Genomic DNA, 25,289 nt, shown 5'->3' on the forward strand with positions numbered 1-25,289 from the left:
TCGACGATTTGCCTCGTATCGGACGGGAGGCATTCCAAGATTTGTGCCTCGCCATCGTGGCGGAAGATTTGAAGTCCCCGATACAGAACTTTTTGGCCTCCCACGATGGCGGTCGGACGAGCATTTCCCGGCGCTTGGGAAGGAGGCGAGGCCGCCCCGCGCCGGAAAGTGCACGATCCAGATCAAGCATTTCGGAAATGCCGCCGCCCGTCTATCTCTGTCGCACCTCACCAAGAAGCCGGGTGTCAAACGCCATCCGGAACTGAGGGGGCAGTTTTCCATGGCGCGCGACAGCCGGGCAATGCCAAGGAGCTCGCTGCCCAGGGGGCGCGCAGGCGATTACATCTTCATTACGAACGCCGGGGTTTCGGGAGCTGCCGAGGCAAGCATCTGCAGGCTTTCGAAAAGGCCGGTGTGCAGCGTTGTCGCGTGTTTGGAGGCGACTGGGTCGCGGCCCAGCTTCGGAGCCGCCCGTCCCCGAGGATGCTAATTCCGCGAATCTACAACCTCACGCATCTCCGACAATTCATCGACGGCGGAGCCTATCTTCAGGCATGACATCTACTCGGCGCGATGGGCGACAAATCTGCGCTGCTTCGCGACCACGGACGCGCATAGACGGAGCGTGGAAGCGCTGCTGGATCACCGGTTCGTCTTGCTTCGCGGGATCCGGCTTCCGGCAAATCGATGATCGCGGCGATATCGTCTCTTGGCGCGCTGGATGACCTTGCTATAGCCGAGCACGAGGAAGGCGACAGGTGGACCTTTCGTCATCCGACGATCGCGGATGCCTATTCGTCGCGGGAGGCCCCGACCTCGTCGAGATATACCTGCCCGGAGCCAAATCCGAGCGACTGCTGGCGTACGTGTTTTGCGGACGTCGCAGCGATGTCGATGCGTCAGAACGCCATAGAGCGCAGAAGGTACTATTGGACGTGCCGATCAATAGCGTCCTTCATTACTTCCTAGCCGAGCGCTGTGATGAAGATTTCTGCGCACTTTCGTCGAGGCGCGCCCAGAGATTTGGTAGTTCCCCTGCATATTCCGATGGCTGACGGCAATAACATCCGCTTGCTTGCCCGATTCAAACAAATCGTCCTTTGTCCGAAGAGGACATTGAAACCTGATGAGGGAGATACGGGAATACGCTGGAATGCTTCGACGAGTCGATTTTCCAGGATGGACGTGTGCGATCACTGTTGCCTTCTGACGAATTCGAACGGCTCTGCGCCGACGTGAAATGGGAATGGCTTGCCGACCTTGGTGCGTCGGTCGGTCGCACGCGAAGAAGTTACAGCTCGAGCGATCAGGCAGGAATGTATCGTGACTTTCGCGATTCTCTCGAGGCCGCCGCAAAGTATTTTTGGGACGATGACGCGTTGCAAGCGGCGTTGTCAACGGCTTTGCGCCGGATGGACGAGATGATCTACGAGGATGAGGACCAGCGGCCTCCCCGCGGCGAAGCGAAACTTTCAAATCTTCGCCGAAGATCTCCGGAGCGTTGATCGAGATATTCAGTGATGTAGATGAAGAGTAGGGGCGCCATGATCTTGATCCAGCGCTTGCCCGGGGCAGTTCAGAAAATCGTGCCTGTCGTACCCGCGGCGCTGTTTCGCGGTGCGTTCGCCGTTTTCGTTGAAGTCCGACAGGCCCGGAGCTTGCGGGCTTCGCCTCGGTCACCTATCGCGAGCTCAGCAGCGATTGCCACAAATGCCGTTATGAAATTTCTGAATCGTCGGCCCTGGTCGATTCACTTATTTAATTGGACGGTTGATTCGGGAATTGCGATTCTGGCGCATGTCCGAACTCACCGTGCAATAAGCCCGCAAAGTTCTACGTGCTGACGATCGAGCCGACGCTGTTTGGCGATACAGCATTGGTGCGCGAATGGGGCCGCCTCGGTGGGCACGGCCAACGGCGGCTCGATCTGTTCGATGGGCACGTGCAGAGGCGCTTGAGTCCTGGTTCAAGCGCAAGACCCGTCGTGGTTACGTACAGCGGCACTTTCGCTTGGAGCCGGCTGCGACGTGCGGCAAGCGGTCTGATCTGGAGAAAATCTCCAATTAAAGTATGTCAAAGTAATCCGAAGGTATTTCGAATCTATTCCGAGAATTGCAGTATTCCATAGTACAACAATAGCGTACCTTCGCCGTGATCGAGGCTCATCAGGAAGGCTTTCCGCTCTCTACGTCAAGCTACCTTATCCTGGTTTGAAGTCGGAACATCGAGATGAAGTTGGAGCCCTTCTCAAGGTCCCGATAGCTCGAACACTGCGTCTTTGCGCCCGCGTTCAAGCGAATCGGTGGTGATGTTCGTCCGGACGGCCGCCACCTGAGCCAACCTAATTCGATCCCGCCGCAGCAGCCGTGAAGCTGCGGTCGACGGCTTTGCTGACGTCGAGCGTCTTCGGCAGGATGCCGTAGCGGGTCGAGCGGTCGGAGGCTTCCTGCACCTCTTTCACCACGCCCTCGTCGATCACAATCGGGCTGGTGCGCTGCGCGGTGTAGGCCGAGATCAGCACGTCCTCCGGCAGCTTGGTCAGCTCGGCCGTGCTCCTGGCGTATTCCGCAATATGGTCCAGCGACCACAGCCGTGCCTTGTTCAGCCGTTGCACGAGGTCCTGAACCGCGGCGCGCTTGGTGGCGATGGCATTGTCGGAGGCGACGATGAAGGTGATGGTCGGCGTCAGGCCGTCGCCGTCGGCGATGACGCGCGCCTTGTCCTTCAACGTCGCGAATGAGACATAGGGCTCCCACACCGCCCAGGCGTCGACTGACCCCGCCACCAGTGCCACCTTGGCATCGACAGGGCCGAGAGGCGCGAAGGTCGCCTCGTCCAGCTTGATCTGCGCCTTCTCCAGGGTTGCATCGATCAGGAACTGGCCCCAGCCGCCGCGCGTACCAGCGAGGCGCTTGCCCTTGAGGTCGGCGGCCGACTTGATCGGTGAATCCTGACGAACCAGGATCGCCTGCGTCTTGGCATCCGACCGCGTGCCGCCGATCGCCTTGATCGGCGCGCCCGCTGCATAGACGGAGAGGAAAGACAGATCGCCCGTGTAGCCGACGTCGAGCGCGCCGGCGTTGAGCGCTTCCAGAATGGGAGCTGCCGCCGGGAATTCCGACCATTCGATCTTGTAAGGCAGGTCCTTCGCATAACCCGAGATCTCGAGTAGCGAGCGTTTACCGCCTTTCTGGTCGCCGACGCGCAGCACGACTGTATCGGCCGCGAACGACGCGGCTGCCGTCGACAAGGTGACGACCGCGGCGAACAGAGAGGCCGCCAGGCGGTGCGTGATCGAATGGTCCGAAGAGTTGATGCTCATGTGATCTGTCTTGTTGCTTGCCTGTTACGACACGTGGGCGCGTGATGCGGCGAGACGATCAAGTCTATGACCGCGTGATACGCAGTCAATGAAATGGCCAACCGTATTGCGCGCGCGATGAGCAAGGACATTTCAATGAATGTGTGCTTTTCAGAAAAGCGGCGTGCGCATGCCTCAGACTGGGTGACAGTGATCCTCTCGCAGAGTCGTGAAGCTGCCTGGGAGCCGATGCGTCAGCGAAAATCGTTTCATCGTTGTTGCGTGTGCCGATGGAGAGAATGACTTCGCATCGCGCCAGATTCGAAATTCCATTTCATTGACGATGCGGTACCCGCGCCGCATGATTTGCACATCGCATCAACGTGGACGCAGGAAGCGACCCGCGAAAAATATTCTCTCTACGCAGCTCCCTCAGGAACATCCGCAACGCGAACAGTTGTGCCGATGGCGGAGCGTGCCAACTCAGGAGTGGGGCTGATGGGAAACGACATTAAGCGCAACGGATCGAGCCTCGACCGGCGTCATTTGCTTCAGGCGGGACTGGCGGCGGCCTTTGCGGCCCCGTTCGGCGCCCTGGGCGCACAGGCGTTTGTGCCGCAGGCGCCCGCGCCTGGCATAGACTTCTCGGAATTCCCGCTATGCCGCACGGCCGCGGACGGTCCTGTGCTCACGGGAGCCCCGCGCAAGCTAAAGCTCTCGTGGAATGCCGGCGCGGTGTGCCTTGCGCCGCTGCCTGTTGCGATCGAGCACGGCTTCTTCCAGAAGCAGAATCTCGATGTCGAGCTCGTCAACTATTCCGGTTCGACCGACCAGTTGCTCGAGGCCATCGCGACCGGAAAGAGCGATGCCGGTCTCGGCATGGCGCTGCGCTGGCTGAAACCGCTCGAGCAGGGCTTTGACGTCAAGATCGCCGCCGGCACCCATGGCGGCTGCATGCGCGTGCTGAGCCGCGCCGATTCCGGCGTGAACAAGCTTGCCGATCTCAAGGGCAAGATCGGTGCGGTCGGCGATCTCGCTGGTCCCGACAAGAACTTCTTCTCGATCCAGTTGGCAAAACTCGGCATTGATCCTAACAAGGACGTCGACTGGCGCGCCTATCCCGGCAATCTGCTCGATGTTGCGGTCCAGAAGGGCGAGGTGCAGGCTTTCCTGTCGTCCGACCCGCTTGCCTATCTCTGGCTCAAGGACACCCAGTACAGGGAGGTCGCCTCCAACCTCGATGGCGACTATCGCGACAAGAGCTGCTGCATCGTCGGCCTGCGCGGCTCGCTGGTTCGCGAAGAACCCCAGGTCGCGCGTGCGATCACTCAGGCGCTGCTCGACGCCGCCATGTTCACCTCGCAGAATCCGGCCGTCGCGGCAAAGTCATTCCAGCCCTACGCACCGAAGGCCGCAACGCTCGCCGATATCGAGGGCATGGTGCGCTACCACACCCACCATCATCATCCGACCGGTGAGGTGCTCAAGCGCGAACTGAAGGCTTACGCCGACGATCTCAAGAGCGTGCAGGTCTTCAAGCAGAGCACCGATACGACCAAATTCGCGGAGCGCATCTATGTCGACGTATTCTCTGTCTGACGGGCTCGCCTCCGGCGCGCCGCGGACCACGACGGCGTTTGCCAGCTGGGTGCGCGAGTCCGGCGCCGGGGTTTTCGCCAGCATCGCGTGGATTGCCTTCGGCCTCTCCTGCCTGTGGTGGGAGGATGTCGGCGACTGGTCGCGCACCCATTCGCTCGGCATCGCGGCGCTCGTCATTGCCGCGGTCGTGTTGTTCGGGACCGTCGGCGCCGACTATCTGGGCACGGCGGGCAGGGCGCTGCGCCAGCGCGCGCCCTGGCTCATCGCGCTCGGCGCGTTCCTGACGCTGTGGGAGGTCGCGACCGCCAAGTTTGCCTGGCTGCCGCTGCCGTTCTTCCCGCCGCCGCAGGCGATCATCGAGGTCTATACCGACGATCTGCCGAAGCTGCTCGACAGCCTGTTCGCCTCGGTCAAGCTGCAGCTCGGCGGCTACATCATTGGCGCTGCGGTCGGCTTCCTGACGGGGGTGTCGATCGGCTGGTCGCGCGCGGTCGGCTATTGGGTGCACCCGGTGCTGCGCTTCATCGGGCCGCTGCCGGCAACCGCCTGGCTGCCGATCGCGTTCTTCACCTTCCCCTCGAGCTGGAGCGCGTCGACCTTTCTGATCGCGCTCGCGACCGGTTTTCCCGTCACGGTGCTGACATGGTCGGGCGTCGCGAGTGTCAGCAGTGCTTATTACGATGTCGCGCGGACGCTCGGGGAAAAACCGTCCTTCCTGGTGCTGAAGGTCGCGATCCCTGCCGCGCTGCCGCACGTCTTCGTTGGGCTGTTCATGGGGCTCGGCGCCTCCTTTGCCGTGCTCGTCGTCGCCGAGATGATCGGCGTAAAGGCCGGTCTCGGCTGGTACCTGCAATGGGCGCAGGGCTGGGCTGCCTATGCCAACATGTATGCGGCGCTGATCGTGATGTCGCTGCTCTGCTCCGGCGCGATCACGCTGCTGTTTGCGATCCGCGACCGTCTGCTGGTCTGGCAGAAGGGGACCGTGAAATGGTAGAGGCAATCGTGCATCCGGCCGCCGGTGCCGCGCTCGACATCGAGCAGGTCGGCCATGCCTTCGACATCGACGGCGCCGCGCTGCCGGTGCTGAGCGATGTCAGCATCGCCGTCGAGCCCGGCGAGTTCGTCGCGCTGCTGGGGCCTTCCGGCTGCGGCAAGTCGACCTTGCTGCGGCTGGTGGCAGGGCTCGACAAGCCCAAGGCGGGAAGTCTGCGCGAGGACGAAGTCCGCATCGTCAGGCCGCATCCGTCACGCGTCGTCGTGTTCCAGGATCCGACCCTGTTTCCCTGGCGGTCGGTCTGGGACAACGTCGCCCTGGGCCTCGAAGCCCAGGGCATTCTGAAGAGCCAGCGGCAGCGTGTCGATGATGCGCTCGATCTCGTCGGACTGTCGTCGTTCCGCAATGCCTATCCGCACCAGCTCTCCGGCGGCATGGCGCAGCGCGTGGCGCTGGCGCGGGCGCTGGTGAACGATCCCAAGATCCTGATTTTGGATGAGCCGCTCGGCAAGCTCGACTCGCTGACCCGCATCACCATGCAGGCCGAGCTGGTCTCGTTGTGGCAGCGCAAGGGCTTTACCACGCTCCTCGTCACGCATGATGCCGAGGAGGCGCTGGTGCTCGCCAACCGCGTCATCGTCTTCAGCGAGCGTCCGGCGCGCGTGAAGGCCGACATCCGCGTCGACCGTCCCTATCCGCGCCATCGCGGCGATCCATATCTTGCGGACCTGCGCCGCCAGATTCTTGGCCTGCTGGGATTGGATGCAACATGGTGACTTCTATCGCTCAGGGACGGGTGGCGCATGGCGAACCCGACTATATCGCGCGCGCCGAGGCGCTTGCGCCGGGCTTTGCCGTGCGCGCAGCCGAGCACGACCGCGCCGCCAGCTTTCCCTTCCAGAACTTTCGCGAGCTCTCCGAAGCCGGCCTGCTGTCACTGACGGTGTCGGCGGCTCTCGGCGGGGCCGGCGCGGGCGCACGATATGCCGCGCGTGTGCTCGGCATCATCGGCAAGGCCGATCCGTCGACCGCGCTGGTGCTGTCGATGCACTACATCAATCATTTGGTGATGGCGCGCAGCCCGACCTGGCCGGCGCGGCTGTCGCGCAAGCTTGCGCGCGAAAGCGTCGAGGGCCTCGCGCTCATCAATGCGCTCCGGGTCGAGCCCGAACTCGGCTCGCCCGCGCGGGGCGGCCTGCCGGCGACAGTGGCCCGCCGCACCGAGACCGGCTGGCGGCTCTCTGGCCACAAGATCTACTCGACCGGCGCGCCGATCCTGAAATGGTATCTGGTATGGGCGCGGACCGACGAAGCCGAGCCGCGGGTGGGCCAGTTCCTGGTGCCGGCAGGCCTGCCGGGAACGCGGATCGTCGAGACCTGGGACCATCACGGCCTGCGCGCCAGCGGCAGCCATGACGTCATTTTCGACGACGTCGTGATCCCGCTCGACGCCGAGGTCGATGTCCGCAAGCCCGCCGACTGGCGCGCCCCCGACGTCGCGCAGGCGACCGTCCACACCGTCTTCGTCGCCGCGATCTATGATGGTATTGCCCGTGCGGCGCGCGACTGGTTCGTCCAGTTCCTGAAGCAGCGCGTGCCCGCCAGCCTCGGCGCGCCGCTTGCCACGCTGCCGCGCGCGCAGGAAATCCTCGGTGCGATCGAGGCCAGGCTCGCGGTTAATGCTCGGCTGCTCGACACCTTCGCCCGCGACTTCGACGACGGCGTCGATCTCTCCAACGGCGAATCCAACGTCATCAAGCTGACGGTCACCAACAATGCGGTCGCCGCGGTCGAGGACGCGCTGTCGCTGACCGGCAATCACGGCCTATCCCGCAGCAATCCGCTGGAGCGGCATTATCGCGATGTCCTGTGCGGGCGCGTGCACACGCCGCAGGACGATGCCACGCGCACCGGCCTCGGCCGCGCCGCATTGGGCCTCTAGCCTTTCCGAAAACAACAGGGAGATTATCATGTCGGTCGAGTTCATCGGCTTTATCGCCAACAGCAATGCTTCCGAGACCATCGTGCGCCAGGGACCGATCCTCGATCCCGCTTATATCGAGACGGTGGCAAAAGCACATGAGCTTGCCGGTTTCGACCGCGCGCTGCTCGCGTTTCATTCCACCACGCCGGATGCGCTGCAAGTTGCCCAGCATGTGCTGACCATCACCAAACAGCTCAAGGTGATGATTGCGCAGCGGCCGGGCTTCACCGCGCCGACGTTGCTGGCGCGCCAGCTCGCCACGCTCGACCAGCTCTATGGCGGCCGCGTCTCGCTGCACGTCATCACCGGCGGCAATGCCGCCGAGCTGCGTCAGGACGGCAACACCTTCGACGACAAGGACGAACGCTACGCCCGCACCAGCGAATTCCTCGACGTGGTCAGGCTGGAATGGACCAGCGAAAAGCCGTTCAACTACAGCGGCAAATATTACACCGTCGAGAACGGTTTCTCCCAGGTGAAGCCGCTGCAGAAGGGCGGCATCTACACCTTCGTCGGCGGCGGCTCGGATGCCGCGATCGAGGTCTCGGGCAAGTATGCCGACACGTTTGCGCTCTGGGGCGAGTCCTATGCGCAGGTGCGCGACGTCACGGCGCGGGTGCGCGCAGCGGCTGCGAAACACGGGCGGCCGAGTCCGCGCTTCAGCCTGTCGGTGCGGCCGATCCTCGCTGAGACCGAGGAGAAGGCCTGGCAGAAGGCGGAGCACATCCTCGAACGCGCAACTGCGCTCCAGGACCAGACCGGCTATCGCCGGCCAAACCACGCCACCGACGGCGCCAAGCGGCTCCTGGCGCTGGCTGACCAGGGCGCGCGCATTGACAAGCGGCTGTGGACCGAGATCGCAAAGCTCACCGGCGCCAACAGCAACACCACCGCGCTGGTCGGCACGCCCGAGCAGGTCGCCGAGGTCTTCGCCGATTATTATGATCTTGGCGTCAGCCATTTCCTGATCCGCGGCTTCGATCCGCTGCCCGATGCCATCGACTACGGCCGCGAGCTGATCCCGCTGACGCGCAAGCTGATCGCGACACGCGACCAGCAACGGGGCATCGCGGCGGAATGATCCGGCTCATCGCTGCTTTGGCGCTCGCCCTTGCGGGCGCCGGTCTCGCCAGCGCGCAGACGACGCTGCGCGTCGGTGACCAGAAGGGCAATGCGCGGGCGGTGATGGAAGCCGCGGGCCTGCTCAACGACGTTCCCTACAAGATCGAATGGAAGGAGTTTCCGGCCGCGGCGCCGCTGCTGGAAGCGCTCAGCGCCGGCGCGATCGAGACCGGGCTGGTCGGAGACGCGCCCTTCACTTTCGCCGCCGCCTCCGGCGCGCCCGTCAAGGCGATCGCCGCGATCCGGCAGACGCGCGAGGGGCTCGCGATCCTCGTGCCCGAGAGCTCGGCGATCAAGACCTTCGCCGACCTGCGCGGTAAAAAGATCGCGACCGGCCGTGGCTCGATCGGGCATCAGCTGATCCTGGCCGCGCTCGAAAAGAACGGCTGGAGTGCCGGTGACGTGCAGATCGCATTCCTGGCGCCGTCCGATGCCAAAATCGCCTACACGCAAGGTTCGGTCGATGCTTGGTCGACCTGGGAGCCGTACGTCAGCCAGGAAGAGGTGCTGTTCAAATCGCGCCGCATCATCACCTCGGAAGGCCTGACGCCGGGCCTCAGCTTCCAGGTGGCGCGATCCGATGCCATCAGGGACAAGCGCACCGAGCTCAACGACTTCATCCGTCGCCTCACCGCGGCGCGCGCGTGGTCGCTGAACAATATCGACAGCTATGCCGCGACCTGGGGCAAGTGGATGAACATCCCGACATCAGTACCGCAGAACTGGCTCTCGCGCGCAAAAATCCGGATCGCGCCGATCGACGACGGCGTGGTTGCGGACGAGCAGGGCACGATTGATCTGTATTTCCGCTGGGGCCTCATCAAGCAGAAGCTGGTTGCGGCGGAGATCGTCGATCGTTCGTTTGCTGATGCGATCGGAAAGGCGGGGTTCTGATGCTTCTTTGCGAGAATATGCGTGGTGCTCCGTAGCAGCCGCCGCCGACACGAAGCAACTATCGCGGATAGCGCGCTCGCGCATTAGGTCAAGCAATTTGTCTCGGAAATGTGGCTCGCACGCTGGCGCTGTGCGACATCGGTGACGGAAAGATCCCAGTTGCCGAGATCGTTCTCATGTCAACCAAGGTCGATGTTGGCCCTCTGGTGGTGAATGGCATGCCTTCGGTGGGCTTCCAGTGAGGTCATGCTTATAGCTGTCCGCGAATTGTCGAAGGCGGCGTCGCAAGAGATAGGACATCGACGATGTCTCTGCCGCAGGTGGACGAGCAAACAACGCTGAACCAATGGGCCCCTTGAAGCAGGCAGAGCCGCTTGATCGCTCGTTGTAGCCGCGCCGCTCTGGTGGCTCCGCCGCGACGAGGGATATTGAAGCCCTGGGCCGCAAGCGTGATGCGCCGCGCTTCGGAAAGCGAGAGTTCCGACTTTAGCAGCGCTCTCCCAAGACTCTGCCGTTGATAGCTCGCAAGTCGGCCAGCATCAGCTTTGGCTCTCCCATCGCTGCGAAATGGCCGCCTGTTGGCATGTCGGTAGGTGTGCTCCGCAAATGAGCGCGGAGTCGGCAGGAACACGGGATCGGGGAAGGCCGCCACGCCATCGGCGCTCCAACACGGGTGCCCGCGGGAAACCGAGCTGATCCTTCAAGGCGCTTACCGTGATAAATCCGTGTCGCGGTTACAACCGCCGGCGTCGCGACATAGGAGGCGTCGTTCGACCGTGCGACAATCGAAACTATCCAGCGAATAGGCGGCGTGCCGCTTGGACATGGCAGCGTTGCACCCGGTTGCCCTAAATGCCGGTCAATTTGACCTCGGTCCTCAGATGCTCGGCGGCAGCGCCGAGCATGGTCGTTCCGATCGTTCACTAGCTGCGCCGGTGATGCGCTTGAATTCCTCACTTTGCTCTCCTCGGTCGACGTCATCGTGCAATGCGGACTTGTCGGATGCAGCCTCCTTCATCCTCTCCGCCGCATTTAAGAAAGAAGCGTTCGCCATAAAAATCGAGCCCCATGAGTTCGTGAAGGTGGCTGTCTTTATGCGCGAATCTTGTTGCGCATCTCGATGATTTCATCATGAACTTTGTGAAACGTTTAAGGAAGGTTATGGCGATCGAATCCGCTGCCGTTTCCGCCCTGATGCAGACGCACATAGGCTACGACAAACGCCGTCGTGAGCATGTCGAGCTCCATGATGGCATCCATGGTTGCGTCGAATGTGTATTCCGACAGGCGTTTTGCGCATATTTATGAGCCACCGCGGAGGTGAACGAGTTGGAAACTCGGGAGAGCTGCAACAGTTCTGTCTCGACGGAGTCTAGGGTGGCGCGTCCGCTCTGGAAGTCAATGCACCACTCTTCGGGAAGAAGATGAGACTGCCCGCGTTCTTCGGAAAGCCACCTGCCCTTTCCAGTCACTGGCCGGTCGTTGACCGGGATTTGTAGCTCTCGTCCTGGCCTACACTTGCCGTGAGCACTCCTGCGCGGACGGCATCATGCAGCTTCAATATTAGTCTGCGGAAAATCGGTGCCTTTGAACATCAAAGGCTCTCCTAAATGGCAGGCGCATGCATAAGCAAAACAGTCCCGAAATTCAGCCGTGCTGGGTGTCGGCCCTTGCCTTAACGGTCAAAGGCGTCGAGCGCGATCCGGGCCGTTTCGGGCGGCACTTGCACCATCTTGATTTCCATTAGCGCCAGATAGCTCTCGACTGCTTCGCTAGCGTCCGAGATTGGAAGACCAAGTATTCGGGCTACGGCGATCACCGCCTCCCACACTGCCAGCGGCGAGTGTCAACGCGCGGCCGCTTGTTGAAGGCGCGTCAACAGCTCCCGCGCTTCGTCTTCATCGATCGACATCGCGGTCAACGCCGAGGCATCGATAAACATCAGTCAACTTCGTAAAGGCCGTCGCGAAACACCTTGTCTGCCGGCCTACTTTTTTGCGGATTGCCCCTGGCCCGGAGATCGCGACAGAACTGTACGCCCAAGTCGACCAAGGTAGGCTTACCCTGCTCACGCTCCAGCTCATGGGTGAGCGCCGTATGCACGGCCTCGGTGAGGCCGATCTTCTTGAGCGCCGCGATCCTGCGGGCCAGCGCGTCAGTATCAGGATTCTTAATATGGAAAGCCATCCGGATCCTCTAGCCGTTGCCGTGTATCATTATATAGCACGTCGGATACACCCTTTGAAGGCTAGGGCTCCAAGTTGATCACCGAGCTCCCGACGCAGGCAGTCGGCGCGCTGATGGTTAACCTCGCGTCGCTCTAGCTTTTCAGTCCTGAATTCCACCCGGGTGCGCCTCTTCTAGAGGTACTATTCGGAATAGCCGGTGGCCCTCTGCCGCAGCCAGTTTGGCCGGACTATTCTGCCGCGCCGAACGGAGCTGCCTCGGTCATCCACGATTGGGGAGGAGGGGGGCCCCATCCACCGGCCAATACCTTCGCCATCTCCCATTTGAGCGGTTCGTCCTCGATGTCGATCGTCTGGTAGTGAGTGTTGAACAGTTCGATGCGGTGTCCGTCCGGGTCGCGGAGATAAACGAAGCGGGCATATCCGGGAGCGAAATGGCGCGCCGGGCCGTACTCCACCGACCTACCGAAGCCCATCTCGGCGAGCAGATCGCAGATGAACATGAGATGGTAGGTCTCCGGGATGGTGAAGGCGGCGTGATGAAGGAGAGGTCCTGGGCCCGGACCTGGGGCGAACACTATGTCGTGCGGATTGCCCTTTCTCTGCAGGAAAACGAAGCTCGGTTCTTCCGATCCGTCCTGCGTAATGTACTCCGACAGTCTGAATCCGAGACGAGTGTAGAATTCGAGCGCCCGGTCCACGTGTGGTGTCAAAATCTGAAAATGGTCGAGCCGCTGCGGACAGGCGCCGCTAAAACGGCTGGATTGCAAGATCAGACGAGGCCTCGTTTCCATGGAGGCGCAAATATCGAGAGGAACACCCGCGGCGTCGGAAACACGCAGCGTACGAGCCTGATGAGGTACCTCGACCCAGGTCGGACGATGACCTAGATCCCGGAAGAAAGCTTCTGCAGCATCCAAATCCTCTTCGGTCAGAACGCGAAAGCCAATGTGTTGCGCGCTCGGCTTGCCGCCCTGTTCCAGAACGAGGGAATGATGGCAACCTTCTTCGAGTCCTCGGAGGTAGAGGCGGTTTTCGTCTTCGCTGCTGACTACGAATCCGAGCGCGTCGACGTAGAAGCGCTTGCTCTCTTTCAGGTCTTTCACCGCGAGCACGACATGGCTTGCTCGGGTCATGTTGAACGGTGGACGAAATACGGGTCGCGGTATCGCCATCAAGTCCTCCCTTGTATTGGTTTTCGTTCAAATCAGGCCGGGGTAGGAGCCGCCGTCCAGTTGAAGATTCTGGCCGGTGATGAAGCCCGCCTGTACGCTGCAGAGGTAGGCACAGGCATCCCCGAATTCTTCTGGCTTTCCGAATCGCTTCGCCGGAAGCGAGTCGGCGATCCTGGTGCGTGCCTCTTCAAGCGATATTCCCAGCTCCGACATCATCCTTTCCGCCATGAAGCGCTGACGATCGGTATCGATGCGCTCGGGCAGCATGTTGTTGATGGTGACGTTGTAGGCGGCGTATTGCCGGGCAAGCGACTTGCAGGCCGCCGTGAGCCCGGCGCGCGCGCCTGACGAGAGTTCCATCTTGGGATGCGGCGCCTTCACCATGGCAGACGTGATATTGATGATCCGCCCGAACTTCCGGTCCCGCATTCCAGGAAGAAAGGTTTTTACGAAGTGAAGGGGCGCGAGCATGTTCTGCTCGATCGCCTCCAACCACTCCGTGCGGCCGAACTCGAGGAAATTTCCGGGCGCCGGCCCGTGATTGTTGTTGATGAGGATGTCGGGTTCGGGACAGGCCTCGATAACCGTTTGGCGACCCGATTCTTCCGCGATGTCCGCCTGGACGAACGCCACTGGCTTACCCGCGAGGGCCTCGATGGACTTTGCGGCCAGGCGAAGGCGCTCCTCATCCCGGCCGTTCAGTGTGATTTCGCAGCCCTCGCGGGCGAGCGAAGTCGCGCATGCAAAACCCAACCCCTTAGAGGACGCGCATACGAGGGCCCGTTTAGCCGCCAAACCGAGGTCCATTTCGGCTCCAAACAATATATTATTTGACTTGCCCGACTTAAATAAAGATTATCATACGTCAAGGCAAGAAATTTCTATTTCAGGAGGGGTAGTTTGTCGGACGCATCAGAGACGCTCGCAACGGCCGCCTACCAGAAGCTCCGTATGGACGTGATCGGAGGGATGTTTTCCTTCGGCCAAAAGCTGAAGATCCGCTCGCTGTGCGAACGTTATGGGGTCAGCGCAGCTCCGATGCGCGAGGCTCTGACCCGGGCGGCCAAAGACGGCCTCATCATGCATTCCGACCAGCGCGGCTTTTCCGTCGCGCCGTTGAGCATCGAGGATTTGGACGACCTCTTGCAGACCAGGATCGTGCTCAACGAGTTCGCTCTCAGAAAATCGTTCGAGTACGGTGGGGCCGAGTGGGAGGAGCAGGTCCTGCTCTCATGGCACCGGCTGTCCCGCATTCCGTTTACGCCGGCTTCCGTTGACCCGGAATGGGAGCGCGCGCATCGTGTCTTCCACGCCACGCTTCTCTCCGCGTGCCGCGCGCCGCGCATTCTGGCGTATTGCGATCAGTTGTTCGACAGCGCCGACAGGTATCGGTTCATGTCTCGCGCCGCACACGTCGGCGGAGCCCGCACCGCCGACCACAAGATGATCGCCGACGCGGTGCTCGCGCACCGTCCGGACGAGGCGGTCGTCCTGCTGACACGACACTTCAGCGAGACCGCCGAACTCTGCCGGCAGCAACTGCTGTTGCAGGGAAAAGCCCAGCCCGGTGTCGTGACGCGAACGCCTTGCTAGGCAGCGTTCCTAAAAACAAACAAGAAGCCGAAGAGAGAGGAAATGACAGGCGATTTCGAGGAAACGTTCGTTCTTATCGTAGGCGGAGGACCCGTCGGGCTGACATCCGCGATCGATCTCGCGCAGAGGGGGGTACCTTGCATTCTGATTACGGAAAACCTCGAGACGGCGACCCAGCCCCGCTGCAATTTCGTGAATGCACGCACTATGGAGCATTTCCGTCGTCTCGGACTGGCGGAGGAAGTTCGCGCGGCGGCGCCGCTTGCCAAAATGCATCCGCGCGTAGCCTTCGTCACGCGCTTCTGCGGCCACGAATTCGGTAACATCGATCTGCTGAAGACGCGCCTTAGTGAAGGGCAGCTCGGACCGGAGTCCGGCCTGTCCATCTCCCAGCTCTTTCTGGAGCCGCTGCTGCGCCGACATGCCGAGGCCTCGGAGTCGGTCGACGTGCGCTTCGGTACACGCCTGGTCGCGCTCGGTGGGGAGGACGGCGCTCCGATCGCAACGGTCGAAGACGTGCGCACGGGAGTGCGCAAACGAATCCGGTCTCGGTACGTCATCGGTGCCGATGGGGCTCGGAGTCCGGTTCGTCGTCACTTCAACATTTCCATGGCGGGCGACGACGGGCGCATCGACAATGCGTTCGTCTCCGGCACCATGATCACGTATTTCGTTCGGGCCCCGACTCTGCTGGAGGAGAGCAGGCGTGCGCCGGCGACCATCACCTGGATCATAAATCACGACCTCCGCGCGTTCGTTTTTGCCCAGGACGGCCGCGAGCGCTGGATCATTCATTATCAGGTTCCGGAAGGCCTCGGCTGGGAGCAGGTCCGCAGCGACGAGGTGATGCGGTCGATATTCGGCAAAGACCTTCCGTACGAAATCCTCGCGGAGGGGCCGTGGACCGGCGGTTTGTCTTTGGTTGCCGCGGCATACCGGGCAGGTCCCGCTTTCCTCGTTGGCGACGCGGCGCACCTCTACACACCTCTAGGTGGCTTCGGCATGAACACGGGCATCGGAGATGTCCTGAACCTGACTTGGAAGCTTGCGGCAGCATACTCGGGGTGGGCCGGTCCCAACCTCCTGGATTCGTACGAGGCCGAGCGGAGATCCATCGGTTTGAGGAACTCGAAGATCGGCATCCACTGCTCGAAACGGAAAGGCAAGTGGCTGATCCCGCCGACCATCGAGGATGAAGGCGAGGCCGGTGCGCGTGCCCGGAAGACGTTCGGGGATTTCGTGGTCGTAGACGATCTCGACGAATACGACACGTCCGGACTGCAGTTGGGCGAGCGGTACGAATCCTCCCCCATCGTTTGTGCCAATGGCACTGCCGCGCCTCCGGACACATGGAGCAACTACAAGCCCGCCGACTTTCCGGGAGCGCGTTCGCCCCACTTCTGGCCGTCGCCCGGACGCGGCTTCTACGATCTGTTGGGTCGAGACTACACCCTTGTCGATTTCGAAAGCGGAGAACCTCTCGAGGCGTTGCTCGAGGCCGCGAAGCTGCGGAGGCTCCCGCTGTCGGTGGTCCGTTGTCCCGCTCCTGGCCAGCCCTACCAATCCAAACTCGTTCTGGTCAGGCCCGACCAGCACATCGCATGGCACGGAAACGCTCCACCGGAGGATCCGACGGCTGTGATCGACCGGGTGCGCGGAGCTTGACGAACCAAAACGAACGAAAAAGCGGGAGGGAATATGGGAATCGGAGGACAAGTCGTCGTTCCGTTCGATGGGTCCGCTCCGGTCGATAGCCGACCGGACGGCCGCAGGATCGACTTGGACGAATTCGTGGAAGGCCGATCGATCGGCGCCTTCCACCTCAATGTCGTGCTTTGGCCACTGCTGGTCACGATCGCAGATGGTTTCGATCTTGTCGTAATGGGCTATGCCGCCCCCGAGATCATCAAGATATTGAACTTCGATCGGAGCGCGATGGGCGTCATCCTGAGCTCCAGCCTGGTCGGAATGCTGATCGGCACTCCGATAGCCGGCTATCTCGGCGACCGTTTTGGCAGGAAGCCTCTGATCGTTCTGTCGACATTGCTTTTCGGCCTAGCCACGTGCTCGACCGTGCTGGCCGCTTCCGTCGCGCAGTTCTGCGCTCTTCGTTTCGTCGCGGGAGTCGGCCTTGCCGGGATCATCCCTAACGCGACCGCGCTCGTATCGGAGTTCATTCCACGCCGCGTCCGCGGTGCCTTCCTCATAGTCGTACAGCTCGGCGTGCAGATCGGAGGCATAGTACCCGGCCTCGTCGCCGCGTATCTGGTCTCCCGCTACGGCTGGGAAGTACTTTTCCATATAGGAGGCGCCGCTCCGGTGGTGCTGGCGACGGTGCTCGTTTTCGTACTGCCCGAGTCCATCAAGTACCTGTCGCTCGTTCCATCGAAGCGAGCGGAGCTTCTCAGGATCGCCAGGGCTCTCGACCCGAGGGGCCACCTTCCGGACGACGCGGTTTTCGCCTTGAAGTCCACGGGCTCGAGGGGAGCCTTGTCCCCGCTCGTGCCGCTTCGAAACGGCATGCACATCATCACACCGCTCCTCTGGCTACTCGCGGTGGTCAATTTGTTCACGACCCTTCTGATGGCGAGCTGGGCTCCGACGGTCTTGCGTGACATTGGACTTTCACCCGAAGCCGCCGCGCTCACGGCGACCCTGTTCGGTCTCGGAGGATTGATCGGAAGCTTCATGCTTACGGTGGGGTTCAATCGCTATGGTTTTCTCGTCATCGTCGCTTTCTACATCGTCGCGATCCCCTCGATGGCGCTCATCGGCCAGCCGTTCGTCGATCGCGGAGTCCTGCCGTGGTTGGTTCTTGTGACCGGCATATGCGTTGCCGGTACCCAATCCGCGATCAACTCGGCTTTCGGAATGTTATATCCAACCACCATCCGGTCGAACTGCGTCGGGTGGGGAATGGCGATCGGCCGCCTCGGAGCGATCGGAGGCCCTCTGTTCGGAGGCTTCCTGATGTCCAAGCAACTCTCCGGTACCGCTTTCTTCGAAACCGCCGCGTTGCCTCTCGTATTCGGCGTCCTGATAGCTGGCGTGCTGACGTACGCCTGCCGGCAGAGGTTCGGAGGCTGGACTTTGGATGAAAGGGCAAAGGGGGAGGCATGACCGCTCCATTCGAAAACAATCGCTGGATGTCTTCGCCGCCGAACGAGATAGCAGAAAGAATAAGAGCCTTGGGGCCGGTGATAGATCCGCCCGGAACCGCGCGGATCTACGCAGACATCCTGGCTCACCAGCCGACCGACGGAGTCGACGTCATTCCCAACATCCGCTACGGAAACGGGACCAGGCAGTCGTTGGACGTCTATCGGCCGGTTGCGACATCGGGTTCGGTGCCTGTGGTGCTGTTCTTCCACGGTGGCGGCTACAGTCGCGGCGACAAGTCCGATAGGAGCAATGTGGGTTACTTCTTTGCCCGCAACGGGGTCACGGCCTTCATCGCGAACTATGGCCTTGCCCCGGAATGCAAGTGGCCGTCTGGGGCACGCGACGTGATTGCTGCCTTGAGGTGGGCCCAGGAGAATGCGCAAGATCATGGAGGAGATCCGAGACGAATATGTCTGCTCGGAGAATCGGCGGGAGCCGCGCACGTCGCTCTCGCTTCCTTCGTCTCCACCTTCCACAAGGGGCGACCTCTCCGAGCGGCCGGCGTGGTTCTGCAGTCCGGGTCTTACAACGTCGCTCTCGAACGCGTCGCGGCTGCGGCTTTCGGTATACCTTCTCCCGACCTGCGCAATCAGGCCTATTTCGGCGAGGAGACTGCCCGATATTTGGAGATGTCGACGACCCGTCTGATAGATGCCCCGGACGTGCCGACCTTGATCACCTACGCGGAATACGATCCGGTTCCGATGCAGGTGCAAGCCGGAGAACTATTCGCCACCTTGGCGCTGCGGGCGTCCCATTGCCCCCTGCTACTCCGGTTGTTGGGCCATGGGCATATCTCTCAATTCAGCTCGTACAATACGGTGGATACCAGCGTAAGCGGACGGGTGCTCGATTTCGCGAAGTCTCTGCCGAGAGTCCAATGATCCATGGAGAACTGCAATTCGGATCCGAACGCCGGCCTCAGTCCCGCATTGCGATGTCAGGGGGGCCATCGCTGAATTGCGAAGCCGAAAGCGAACGGGGCGGCGACTTCCAGGCCGCTCCACGAAAGCGCTCTATGACCACGTAGTCCAAAGCAAGCTTCATCTGAATTGACGGCGCTCTGTTGAGATACCCGGTCCTTTGGTGATGCCCACCAGAGCTCTCTTTCCAAGCGGCTTACCTAGAGCCTTACTGAGTAACACTTGCGCTATGAAGAGTAATACGAGCCGTGCCTCGGTTGTCCTGATAGTTCCTGTTGAGCGGCCCTTGGAGACGACGGTAATACTCCGGAGTGATGTCAGGCGGCAGAATGGTTGGAAGCGTTTGAACCGCGTCATTTACGTAAGGCAGACCTCTCCCGTTTCCGGGGCGACAAAGTCAGCAATGAGAAGGCGAGACAGATTTTGCTTTTGCCAAACCTCATTGGCGACGGGCAATAGAGCGTCCGGGATGGGGTCTAGAGTCTCCAAGTCGCTCTGTTCTTTTTGACGCCCAATAATCCCGGCATCATCCGACGTTTCTTCCAGCCGCTTTGGGCGTGCAGAGTGTCGGCTGCATCCCCTAGGTCTAGATTGAGCCCCGCATCGCTGGGTTCAAGGGGAAGCTCGCCGCCGCCACTGCCCCAAATAGTGAGAATTGGTTGAAACCAATTCGCGCCGTAAACGCGACGAAAGGGGAACAAAAGGAATCTCGGTCTGTCGTATGATCCGAATCCCATTACGCCGGACAAGAGAACACCATGGCACAGAATATCTACGACAATCCCGATTTCTTCGCCGGTTACAGCCAGCTTCCGAGACAAATTCGCGGTCTGGACGGTGCGCCTGAATGGCCCTCCATACGCGCGATTTTGCCAGCGATTTTCGGCAAGCGCGTCCTCGATTTGGGGTGCGGCCTTGGTTGGACGTCGCGCTGGATGCGCAAGCAAGGCGCAAACTCGGTGCTCGGCCTGGACCTCTCCGAAAACATGATCAGCCGGGCAAAGGCGGATACCAACGATCCAGAAATTAAATACCGGATTGCAGACCTGGAGACAGTGGAGTTGCCGCCGGCAGCCTTCGATCTCGCTTATAGTGCACTCACCTTTCACTATATCAGGGACTTCAGCCGTCTCGCGCGCATGGTCCACCAAGCGCTCACGCCCGGCGGGCATATCGTATTCACCATCGAGCATCCGATCTTTATGGCAGCGGTCCATCCGCATTGGATCGCCGACGAGGACGGGCGCAAGACTTGGCCAGTCAATTGCTATTCGATCGAGGGTGAGCGCCAGACTGACTGGTTTGCGAAAGGCGTAATCAAATATCACCGGACCATCGGCACGACGCTTAACACCTTGATCCGTGCTGGCTTCCGGATCTTAGCCGTCGAAGAGTTTGCCCCGTCCCCCGAGCAGATCACACAAACGCCAGAGCTGGAAGAAGAGTTGGAGCGACCGATGATGCTTCTGGTTTCCGCGCAACGGTAGCACCCAAAGTCAATTGTTCGGGTCGTTCGGCGCGCTTGTTGTCAATGACTGCATCGAGTCAATCAGTAATCTTCTCAAAGCCCTTGGCCATGCGCATTATGCAGATATCGCCATATTGACCAGGCGGACCAGCCGGCGGGTCGGGTCTTTCAGCGATTTTCGACTGCGGCCAAAGAACTCTCGGCCAGGACCTCGCGAAGCCACAACAGAAAGACCCCCGTCGCCGGGGATGCCTCTCGCCCAGGATTTGGGATGGCGAGAAAGCCGTTTGGGATGCGAAGCATGCGCGGATGCCTCCTAATATTGGGCTGTTGCGCCGTCGGCTTGGAATGAAGCGGGTGGTCGGGAATGCTGGTCGTTGAGATGACCGCCAGAAGTGCCGTGCGACGTTGCCTGCTTCAAGGAACGTCTCAGCACCCTCATGAATGATGCACCACCCGTCCCCTTCATCCGATGAGCGCACTGGCGCGTCGCAGAGGGACAAGGTAGCCATCTAGGACATGCGCACTCGTCCATGTCGGTCAATACTCGGAGAAGATTCGCTTTATCTCATGCGGCTTGTTGGTCCTGGTTAGGGCCAACGCAAGGAGGATGCGAGCCTTTTGCGGACTTAAATTGTCTGCGTTGAGGACGCCAAGCTCTAGGTAGTGGTCGCGTTCAATGACGCGCCCGTTCAGTGCGGCTGGAACGCATGATGATGGCTTCACCACCTGTCTTACGATAAGCCGCGACGGCCGCCTTCTCATTTTGGGATAGGGTCCCGGCACCCGCGCCGGCAATGACAACTCCTTTCGCGCCCGAAGCGAGAGCATCCCGGATCGGTGTTCCCGGTGCATCGGCGTAGGAGTAAACAATATGCACCGTCGGCAACTCGTTGATGTTCTTGATATCAAATTCAGAGTTGTTGCCATGACGACGGACAGGTGCCCGATAGAAAACAATCCTATCCGTATCGACATAGCCTAGAAGGCCAAAGTCTCCCGACTTAAAGGCCTCTAGCCGGAAGGTGCTGGTCTTGACAACCTCGCGAGCAGCGTTGATCTGCTCGTTCATGACCACCAGAGTTCCCTTGCCTGCCGCCTCTGGCTGAATGGCAACGCGAACTGCACTGTAGAGATTGTAGGGTCCATCCGTACTCATTGCAGTTGGGGGACGCTGCGATCCGACCAGGACCACCGGCTTGTCCGATTTCATCGTTAAATTCAGAAAGTAGGCTGTCTCCTCCAGGGTATCGGTTCCGTGGGTAACCACAATGCCCGCAATGTTCTCTTCTTTAGAACTGAGAAGACCGTTTGCAGTCTCAGCTAACTTTTTCCAATGACCGAACGAAATGTCTTGACTGCCAATGTTCGCAATCTCGATGACCCGTGTGTCCGCTAACTGAGCGAGTTCGGGGATGGCCTGAACGAGGTCATTGCCGGTAAGAAGACCGACCTCGTAGTCGGCAGGGCGAACCGACGAGTCGCCCTTGCCCGCGATCGTGCCGCCAGTCGTCAATACATATACTAATGGTAGTGACATGCTCGCCTCAGCTGTTTGCGGGGGAAAGGGATGCTTTTTCTCCGATGATTGTGGAGGGTCCAAGCCAGGGTAGCTGCGTCCATGCCTTCTGAACCATGGTCACTCTTCTGACGCCCTTCGGCACTGCCGGCCTGTAAGAGCCTGCTCCGAAGTTACGCCAGCTCACTGGAGTATCCACTGCCTGAATCGTTCCTCGCCTTCGGCAAGGTTCTTGCTCCAAGATTCGTTGTCGACCGGCACCATTTGCTTCAGATTGTCAGGATAGGTGGACATTATCGACTGACGTCTTTGCTCATAAACTGATATGCGTTCACATTAGACGGTCCGGCACCGATCTTGGCGCAACGAGCTGCCTGACTCTCTGGTTCCAGCGAGAAAACGATGAGACGTCGAGTCAGCTCGGCTTTGGGATTACCTTTCGGGATGACCCAGCCATAAGAGTTGTAAAATGCCTGATTCCAGCAAATCGCCAGCCCATCCCCTTGCGCGATCAATTGATAGGCCCGGTTCGAAAAAGTTGGCATAATATCGATCTCGCCACTGTGGAACAGCTGAGCGCCTTGTGGCGGAGTCGTCCACCAAGTCACTATCTTCTGATCTTGTCGAGTTTGTTGAAGGCGCGCTTCCAGCCGTCGTCAGTCTCAAGAACCTTGTAGATCTCCTCGCCTCCGGGCACCCCGTCAGCCCGCAAGGCAACTTCGCTGTCGTCGCGGCCGCCATTGCGAAGTGAACGAGCTCCTGGGATCGAAAAGTCCCACATGTCGGCGAAAGACGTCAGCTCCTTCTTGGTGGCAGAGGGAAGGCATACCAGAGCAATGGCAGAGATATATCTGGCATAAAGCTTGGATTGTGCCGCATCTCCTCGGGAATCTGATCGACGAATTCGCCACTCACGTTGAGCGGTTCTAGCAAATCCGCCTGCTGCCACTGCAGCGACTCATCGGCGCCGGCCCCGAAAACACAGTCCCACATGTAGTTCTTGGTCTCTACCATCGATTTGATCTGGGTGGTCGGACTAGCGCTACGGATTACGGGGACGACCTGGATTCCTGTGGCTTTCTCAAATGGCCCATAGAGAAGCTCACGATTGACTTCAGTCATCGCTCCTCCGGTATCCGCAACGTATAATGTCTGTGCGCCGGACTCCAGACTGTGGGCGCGGCCAACGAGGCAGTTGCGCGCGCCGTCCATTTTAAAAACGTCCTTCTGTTCATGGCGTTCCTAGAATTCCTGATTGCCCTTACCACTGTCGCGTTGGCTCTCGTTGCGGTCACGTGAGCGATAAGCATCACAGAGCGCACGACCAGCAGAAGCCAAGCGGAGACCGCGGCAAGAGAAGGGGTCGCGCGGTAAATCGCTTCTTCCCAAAGCTGCTTGGGCAGTGCGACGAAGGTGCCGCCGTGAGGCGCAGATTTTTGTGAGTTGCCGTGTTACGGGAGCTGCCATCGCCAACCTTCTCCGGGTTTCTTGCTGTTGGCGCGCAAGTCTGGCATTCCGCTTCGCGGTCGCCAGCGCTGCTTGACTACCAGACGCTATTTTCGTATCCAAACACCGTCAAGTGTATAATCAACAGCTTTGCCGAGCTTCTGAGATCGAATCCTCCAGGTGGAATTCCGGCAAGATGCGGCGGCTGTGGGCCGGCTGGAGCAACTGGGTGCTTCCCGAAACTCCGTGTCTCCGCCACGACCAGAAGTGCTGCGTTTTGGCCTGAGGCGACGGATGGACCATGCGGAGGAACAAGCGCGTGACCATGTTGGTGGTGACGCGCGATCTGGGTTTCGCCTGCAACTGGATGAGACCACGCGATGATGGCCAAGAGGCGAGCAGTAGATCGGCTCAGGCGTCGAAATGGCATTAGTGCGAAGAGCTAAGCCGTACGTGCGATGATGCAAGACCTCGGGATCGGATCGTCCCACAGGCCTCATCTTCGCCAGGTGCGAGAGAGGATCATGATGCGGCTTGCCGAGATGAGCGCCGACGAACTTCAGCAGATGCTCCGCCACGTGAGGGCGGAATACGATGCTATTCGCGCGCGCAAATTGAAGCTGAACATCGCGCGCGGGCGCCCGGGAGAAGAGCAGCTCGATCTGTCGAACGAACTGCTTTCGCTACCGAAACCCGATGATTGGATCACGGAAGCTGGGGACGATGCACGAAATTACGGGGGCGATCCGAAGGGACTTGTCGAACTCCGCCGCATATTCGCTCCCATCCTAGACGTTCCAGTGGAGCAAGTCGTGGTAGGAGGTAACTCCAGCCTTGCGATCATGCATGATGTAATTGTGTGGGCTCTTCTAAAGGGTGTGACAGCAATTGCGACCCCTTGGATGAAACAGGGAAGAATCGCGTTCCTTAGCCCCGTGCCTGGTTATGAACTGCATCATAACATGTGCATCGAGTATGGCATCGATCTGATTCCGGTCCCTGTCACGCCCAAGGGGCCAGACATGAAGGTGGTGGAGCATCATGTGCGGGATCCACGTGTGAAGGGCATGTGGTGCGTGCCGACTTATGCCAATCCGACGGGCGAAATATGGTCCGATGAAGTAATTGATCGACTGGCTGCGATGGAGGCTGCGGCCACAGATTTTCGGCTCTTCTGGGACGATGCGTATGTCGTCCATCACTTAGCCGATAACAGCAAGCCAGCTAAACGGATCTTGCCTGCTTGCGCGGCCGCCGGGAATGCGGATCGACCGCTTATGTTCTGGTCTACCTCAAAGATTACCTTCGCCACAGCCGGTATCGGCTTCTTCGCAGCTTCTCCCGCGAACGTTCGTTGGTTTCTTGACTGCGCCAAGCGGCGTGGAGCTGGTCAAGACAAGCTTAATCAACTTCGTCACGCGCGTTTCCTCAAGGACGCAGGGGGCGTGACACGACACATGAAAAGACACCGCGCTATTCTTGCTCCCAAGTTTTCCGCAGTGCTCCAAGCGTTCGAAAGACGTCTCGCAGGCAAAGGTGCTGCCGTCTGGACTCGGCCTGAGGGCGGTTATTTCATCAGCGTCGATACTATTGCAGGCGCAGCGCAACGAGCTGTCAGGCTGGCGGGCGACGCGGGAATCTCTCTCACTGCAGCAGGATCGACTTTTCCAAACGGGCATGATCCCAAGGACAGCAATATCCGCATTGCGCCAAGTTTTGCATCGTTGGAAGACGTGCGGATTGCAGCTGAGGCAATTGCAATCTCAATTCTGCTGGCGGCAGTCGAGAAGCAGCTTGGCATCAATGACAATGACTGAAGTGAACACGCAGCACAACTCGTCTCAAGCCATTTGTCTTCTGACCCGTCACCTCAGCGGCCACCTCGCCATCGATTTTTCGTCCGCTTCGCCGGAGGCTATCGGC

General features: G+C 60.3%; 23 protein-coding genes and 1 pseudogene. 15 read left to right on the plus strand and 9 right to left on the minus strand.

Annotated features, from left to right (window positions below; all coding sequences use genetic code 11):
* Positions 1-1,187: 1,187 nt before the first annotated feature.
* Complete coding sequence (locus RPS27_RS03990) at positions 1,188-1,505, plus strand: hypothetical protein (RefSeq protein ID WP_128929652.1); 318 nt, start codon at positions 1,188-1,190, stop codon at positions 1,503-1,505.
* 332 nt (positions 1,506-1,837) lie between these two features.
* Positions 1,838-2,128 carry a WGR domain-containing protein gene (locus RPS27_RS03995; protein WP_232995584.1) on the plus strand — a complete coding sequence of 97 codons (291 nt, stop codon included), beginning with the start codon at positions 1,838-1,840 and terminating at the stop codon, positions 2,126-2,128.
* A gap of 213 nt (positions 2,129-2,341) precedes the next feature.
* Here the strand turns inward: RPS27_RS03995 and RPS27_RS04000 are convergent, their stop codons facing one another.
* Complete coding sequence (locus RPS27_RS04000; RefSeq protein ID WP_128929651.1) at positions 2,342-3,322, minus strand: ABC transporter substrate-binding protein; 981 nt, start codon at positions 3,320-3,322, stop codon at positions 2,342-2,344.
* Positions 3,323-3,799: 477 nt separating this feature from the next.
* On the opposite strand from RPS27_RS04000, the gene RPS27_RS04005 reads away from it, so the two are divergent.
* The 7 genes from RPS27_RS04005 to RPS27_RS04035 all read left to right on the plus strand — a co-directional run bounded on the left by RPS27_RS04005 (position 3,800) and on the right by RPS27_RS04035 (position 11,018).
* Positions 3,800-4,900, plus strand: coding sequence for an ABC transporter substrate-binding protein (locus RPS27_RS04005; protein WP_128929650.1), 1,101 nt, complete (start codon positions 3,800-3,802; stop codon positions 4,898-4,900).
* Complete coding sequence (locus tag RPS27_RS04010) at positions 4,878-5,894, plus strand: ABC transporter permease (RefSeq protein WP_128929649.1); 1,017 nt, start codon at positions 4,878-4,880, stop codon at positions 5,892-5,894. The genes RPS27_RS04005 and RPS27_RS04010 overlap by 23 nt, the downstream gene beginning before the upstream one ends.
* A complete protein-coding gene (locus RPS27_RS04015; protein WP_128929648.1) occupies positions 5,888-6,670 on the plus strand; it encodes an ABC transporter ATP-binding protein in 783 nt (260 codons plus the stop codon). The genes RPS27_RS04010 and RPS27_RS04015 overlap by 7 nt, the downstream gene beginning before the upstream one ends.
* Positions 6,664-7,836, plus strand: coding sequence for an acyl-CoA dehydrogenase family protein (locus RPS27_RS04020; protein ID WP_128929647.1), 1,173 nt, complete (start codon positions 6,664-6,666; stop codon positions 7,834-7,836). Before RPS27_RS04015 ends, RPS27_RS04020 begins: the two co-directional genes overlap by 7 nt.
* A 28-nt stretch (positions 7,837-7,864) precedes the next feature.
* Positions 7,865-8,959 (plus strand): LLM class flavin-dependent oxidoreductase, encoded by a 1,095-nt coding sequence (locus RPS27_RS04025; protein WP_128929646.1) that lies wholly within the window; start codon positions 7,865-7,867, stop codon positions 8,957-8,959.
* Entirely contained in the window at positions 8,956-9,894 is a 939-nt protein-coding gene (locus RPS27_RS04030; protein WP_128929645.1) for an ABC transporter substrate-binding protein, read from the plus strand. Before RPS27_RS04025 ends, RPS27_RS04030 begins: the two co-directional genes overlap by 4 nt.
* An 818-nt stretch (positions 9,895-10,712) precedes the next feature.
* Positions 10,713-11,018, plus strand: coding sequence for a hypothetical protein (locus tag RPS27_RS04035; protein ID WP_164933838.1), 306 nt, complete (start codon positions 10,713-10,715; stop codon positions 11,016-11,018).
* 423 nt (positions 11,019-11,441) lie between these two features.
* Here the strand turns inward: RPS27_RS04035 and RPS27_RS04040 are convergent.
* The 4 genes and pseudogenes from RPS27_RS04040 to RPS27_RS04055 form a co-directional block, all read right to left on the minus strand.
* A pseudogene (locus tag RPS27_RS04040) lies at positions 11,442-11,836 on the minus strand (type II toxin-antitoxin system VapC family toxin).
* On the minus strand, positions 11,836-12,081 hold the full coding sequence (locus RPS27_RS04045) for a type II toxin-antitoxin system VapB family antitoxin (protein ID WP_128929644.1): 246 nt from the start codon (positions 12,079-12,081) through the stop codon (positions 11,836-11,838). Before RPS27_RS04045 ends, RPS27_RS04040 begins: the two are co-directional and overlap by 1 nt.
* 229 nt (positions 12,082-12,310) lie before the next feature.
* On the minus strand, positions 12,311-13,255 hold the full coding sequence (locus RPS27_RS04050) for a VOC family protein (RefSeq protein ID WP_128955087.1): 945 nt from the start codon (positions 13,253-13,255) through the stop codon (positions 12,311-12,313).
* A 27-nt stretch (positions 13,256-13,282) separates the two neighbouring features.
* A complete protein-coding gene (locus RPS27_RS04055) occupies positions 13,283-14,062 on the minus strand; it encodes an SDR family oxidoreductase (RefSeq protein WP_128929642.1) in 780 nt (259 codons plus the stop codon).
* A 93-nt stretch (positions 14,063-14,155) separates the two neighbouring features.
* Here RPS27_RS04055 and RPS27_RS04060 point away from each other — a divergent pair, with 93 nt between their 5' ends.
* From RPS27_RS04060 to RPS27_RS04080, 5 genes are all read left to right on the plus strand, one after another.
* Positions 14,156-14,848, plus strand: coding sequence for a GntR family transcriptional regulator (locus tag RPS27_RS04060; protein WP_128929641.1), 693 nt, complete (start codon positions 14,156-14,158; stop codon positions 14,846-14,848).
* 42 nt (positions 14,849-14,890) lie between these two features.
* Positions 14,891-16,513 (plus strand): FAD-dependent monooxygenase, encoded by a 1,623-nt coding sequence (locus tag RPS27_RS04065; protein WP_128929640.1) that lies wholly within the window; start codon positions 14,891-14,893, stop codon positions 16,511-16,513.
* A 114-nt stretch (positions 16,514-16,627) separates the two neighbouring features.
* Positions 16,628-17,968, plus strand: a complete 1,341-nt coding sequence (locus RPS27_RS04070) for an MFS transporter (protein ID WP_164933839.1) — start codon at positions 16,628-16,630, stop codon at positions 17,966-17,968.
* Positions 17,965-18,894 carry an alpha/beta hydrolase gene (locus RPS27_RS04075; protein WP_206733167.1) on the plus strand — a complete coding sequence of 310 codons (930 nt, stop codon included), beginning with the start codon at positions 17,965-17,967 and terminating at the stop codon, positions 18,892-18,894. The genes RPS27_RS04070 and RPS27_RS04075 overlap by 4 nt, the downstream gene beginning before the upstream one ends.
* A 797-nt stretch (positions 18,895-19,691) precedes the next feature.
* A complete protein-coding gene (locus RPS27_RS04080; RefSeq protein ID WP_128929638.1) occupies positions 19,692-20,420 on the plus strand; it encodes a class I SAM-dependent methyltransferase in 729 nt (242 codons plus the stop codon).
* Between the two features lie 521 nt (positions 20,421-20,941).
* Here RPS27_RS04080 and RPS27_RS39610 read toward each other — a convergent pair.
* The 4 genes from RPS27_RS39610 to RPS27_RS04095 form a co-directional block, all read right to left on the minus strand.
* Complete coding sequence (locus RPS27_RS39610; protein ID WP_371746378.1) at positions 20,942-21,166, minus strand: hypothetical protein; 225 nt, start codon at positions 21,164-21,166, stop codon at positions 20,942-20,944.
* Entirely contained in the window at positions 21,078-21,941 is an 864-nt protein-coding gene (locus RPS27_RS04085) for an asparaginase (RefSeq protein ID WP_128929637.1), read from the minus strand. Before RPS27_RS04085 ends, RPS27_RS39610 begins: the two co-directional genes overlap by 89 nt.
* Positions 21,942-22,213: 272 nt before the next feature.
* Positions 22,214-22,528: an extracellular solute-binding protein gene (locus tag RPS27_RS04090; RefSeq protein ID WP_164933840.1), complete on the minus strand. Its 315-nt coding sequence runs from the start codon at positions 22,526-22,528 to the stop codon at positions 22,214-22,216.
* A gap of 187 nt (positions 22,529-22,715) precedes the next feature.
* The gene (locus RPS27_RS04095; protein ID WP_128929635.1) at positions 22,716-23,042 is read right to left on the minus strand and encodes a hypothetical protein; all 327 of its coding nucleotides are present in this window, start codon (positions 23,040-23,042) and stop codon (positions 22,716-22,718) included.
* An 848-nt stretch (positions 23,043-23,890) separates the two neighbouring features.
* On the opposite strand from RPS27_RS04095, the gene RPS27_RS04100 reads away from it, so the two are divergent.
* Positions 23,891-25,183 carry an aminotransferase class I/II-fold pyridoxal phosphate-dependent enzyme gene (locus RPS27_RS04100; protein ID WP_128929634.1) on the plus strand — a complete coding sequence of 431 codons (1,293 nt, stop codon included), beginning with the start codon at positions 23,891-23,893 and terminating at the stop codon, positions 25,181-25,183.
* Positions 25,184-25,289 lie beyond the last annotated feature (106 nt).

The organism is Bradyrhizobium sp. WYCCWR 12699 (genome assembly GCF_032144035.1).
Taxonomy (GTDB): Bacteria; Pseudomonadota; Alphaproteobacteria; order Rhizobiales; family Xanthobacteraceae; genus Bradyrhizobium.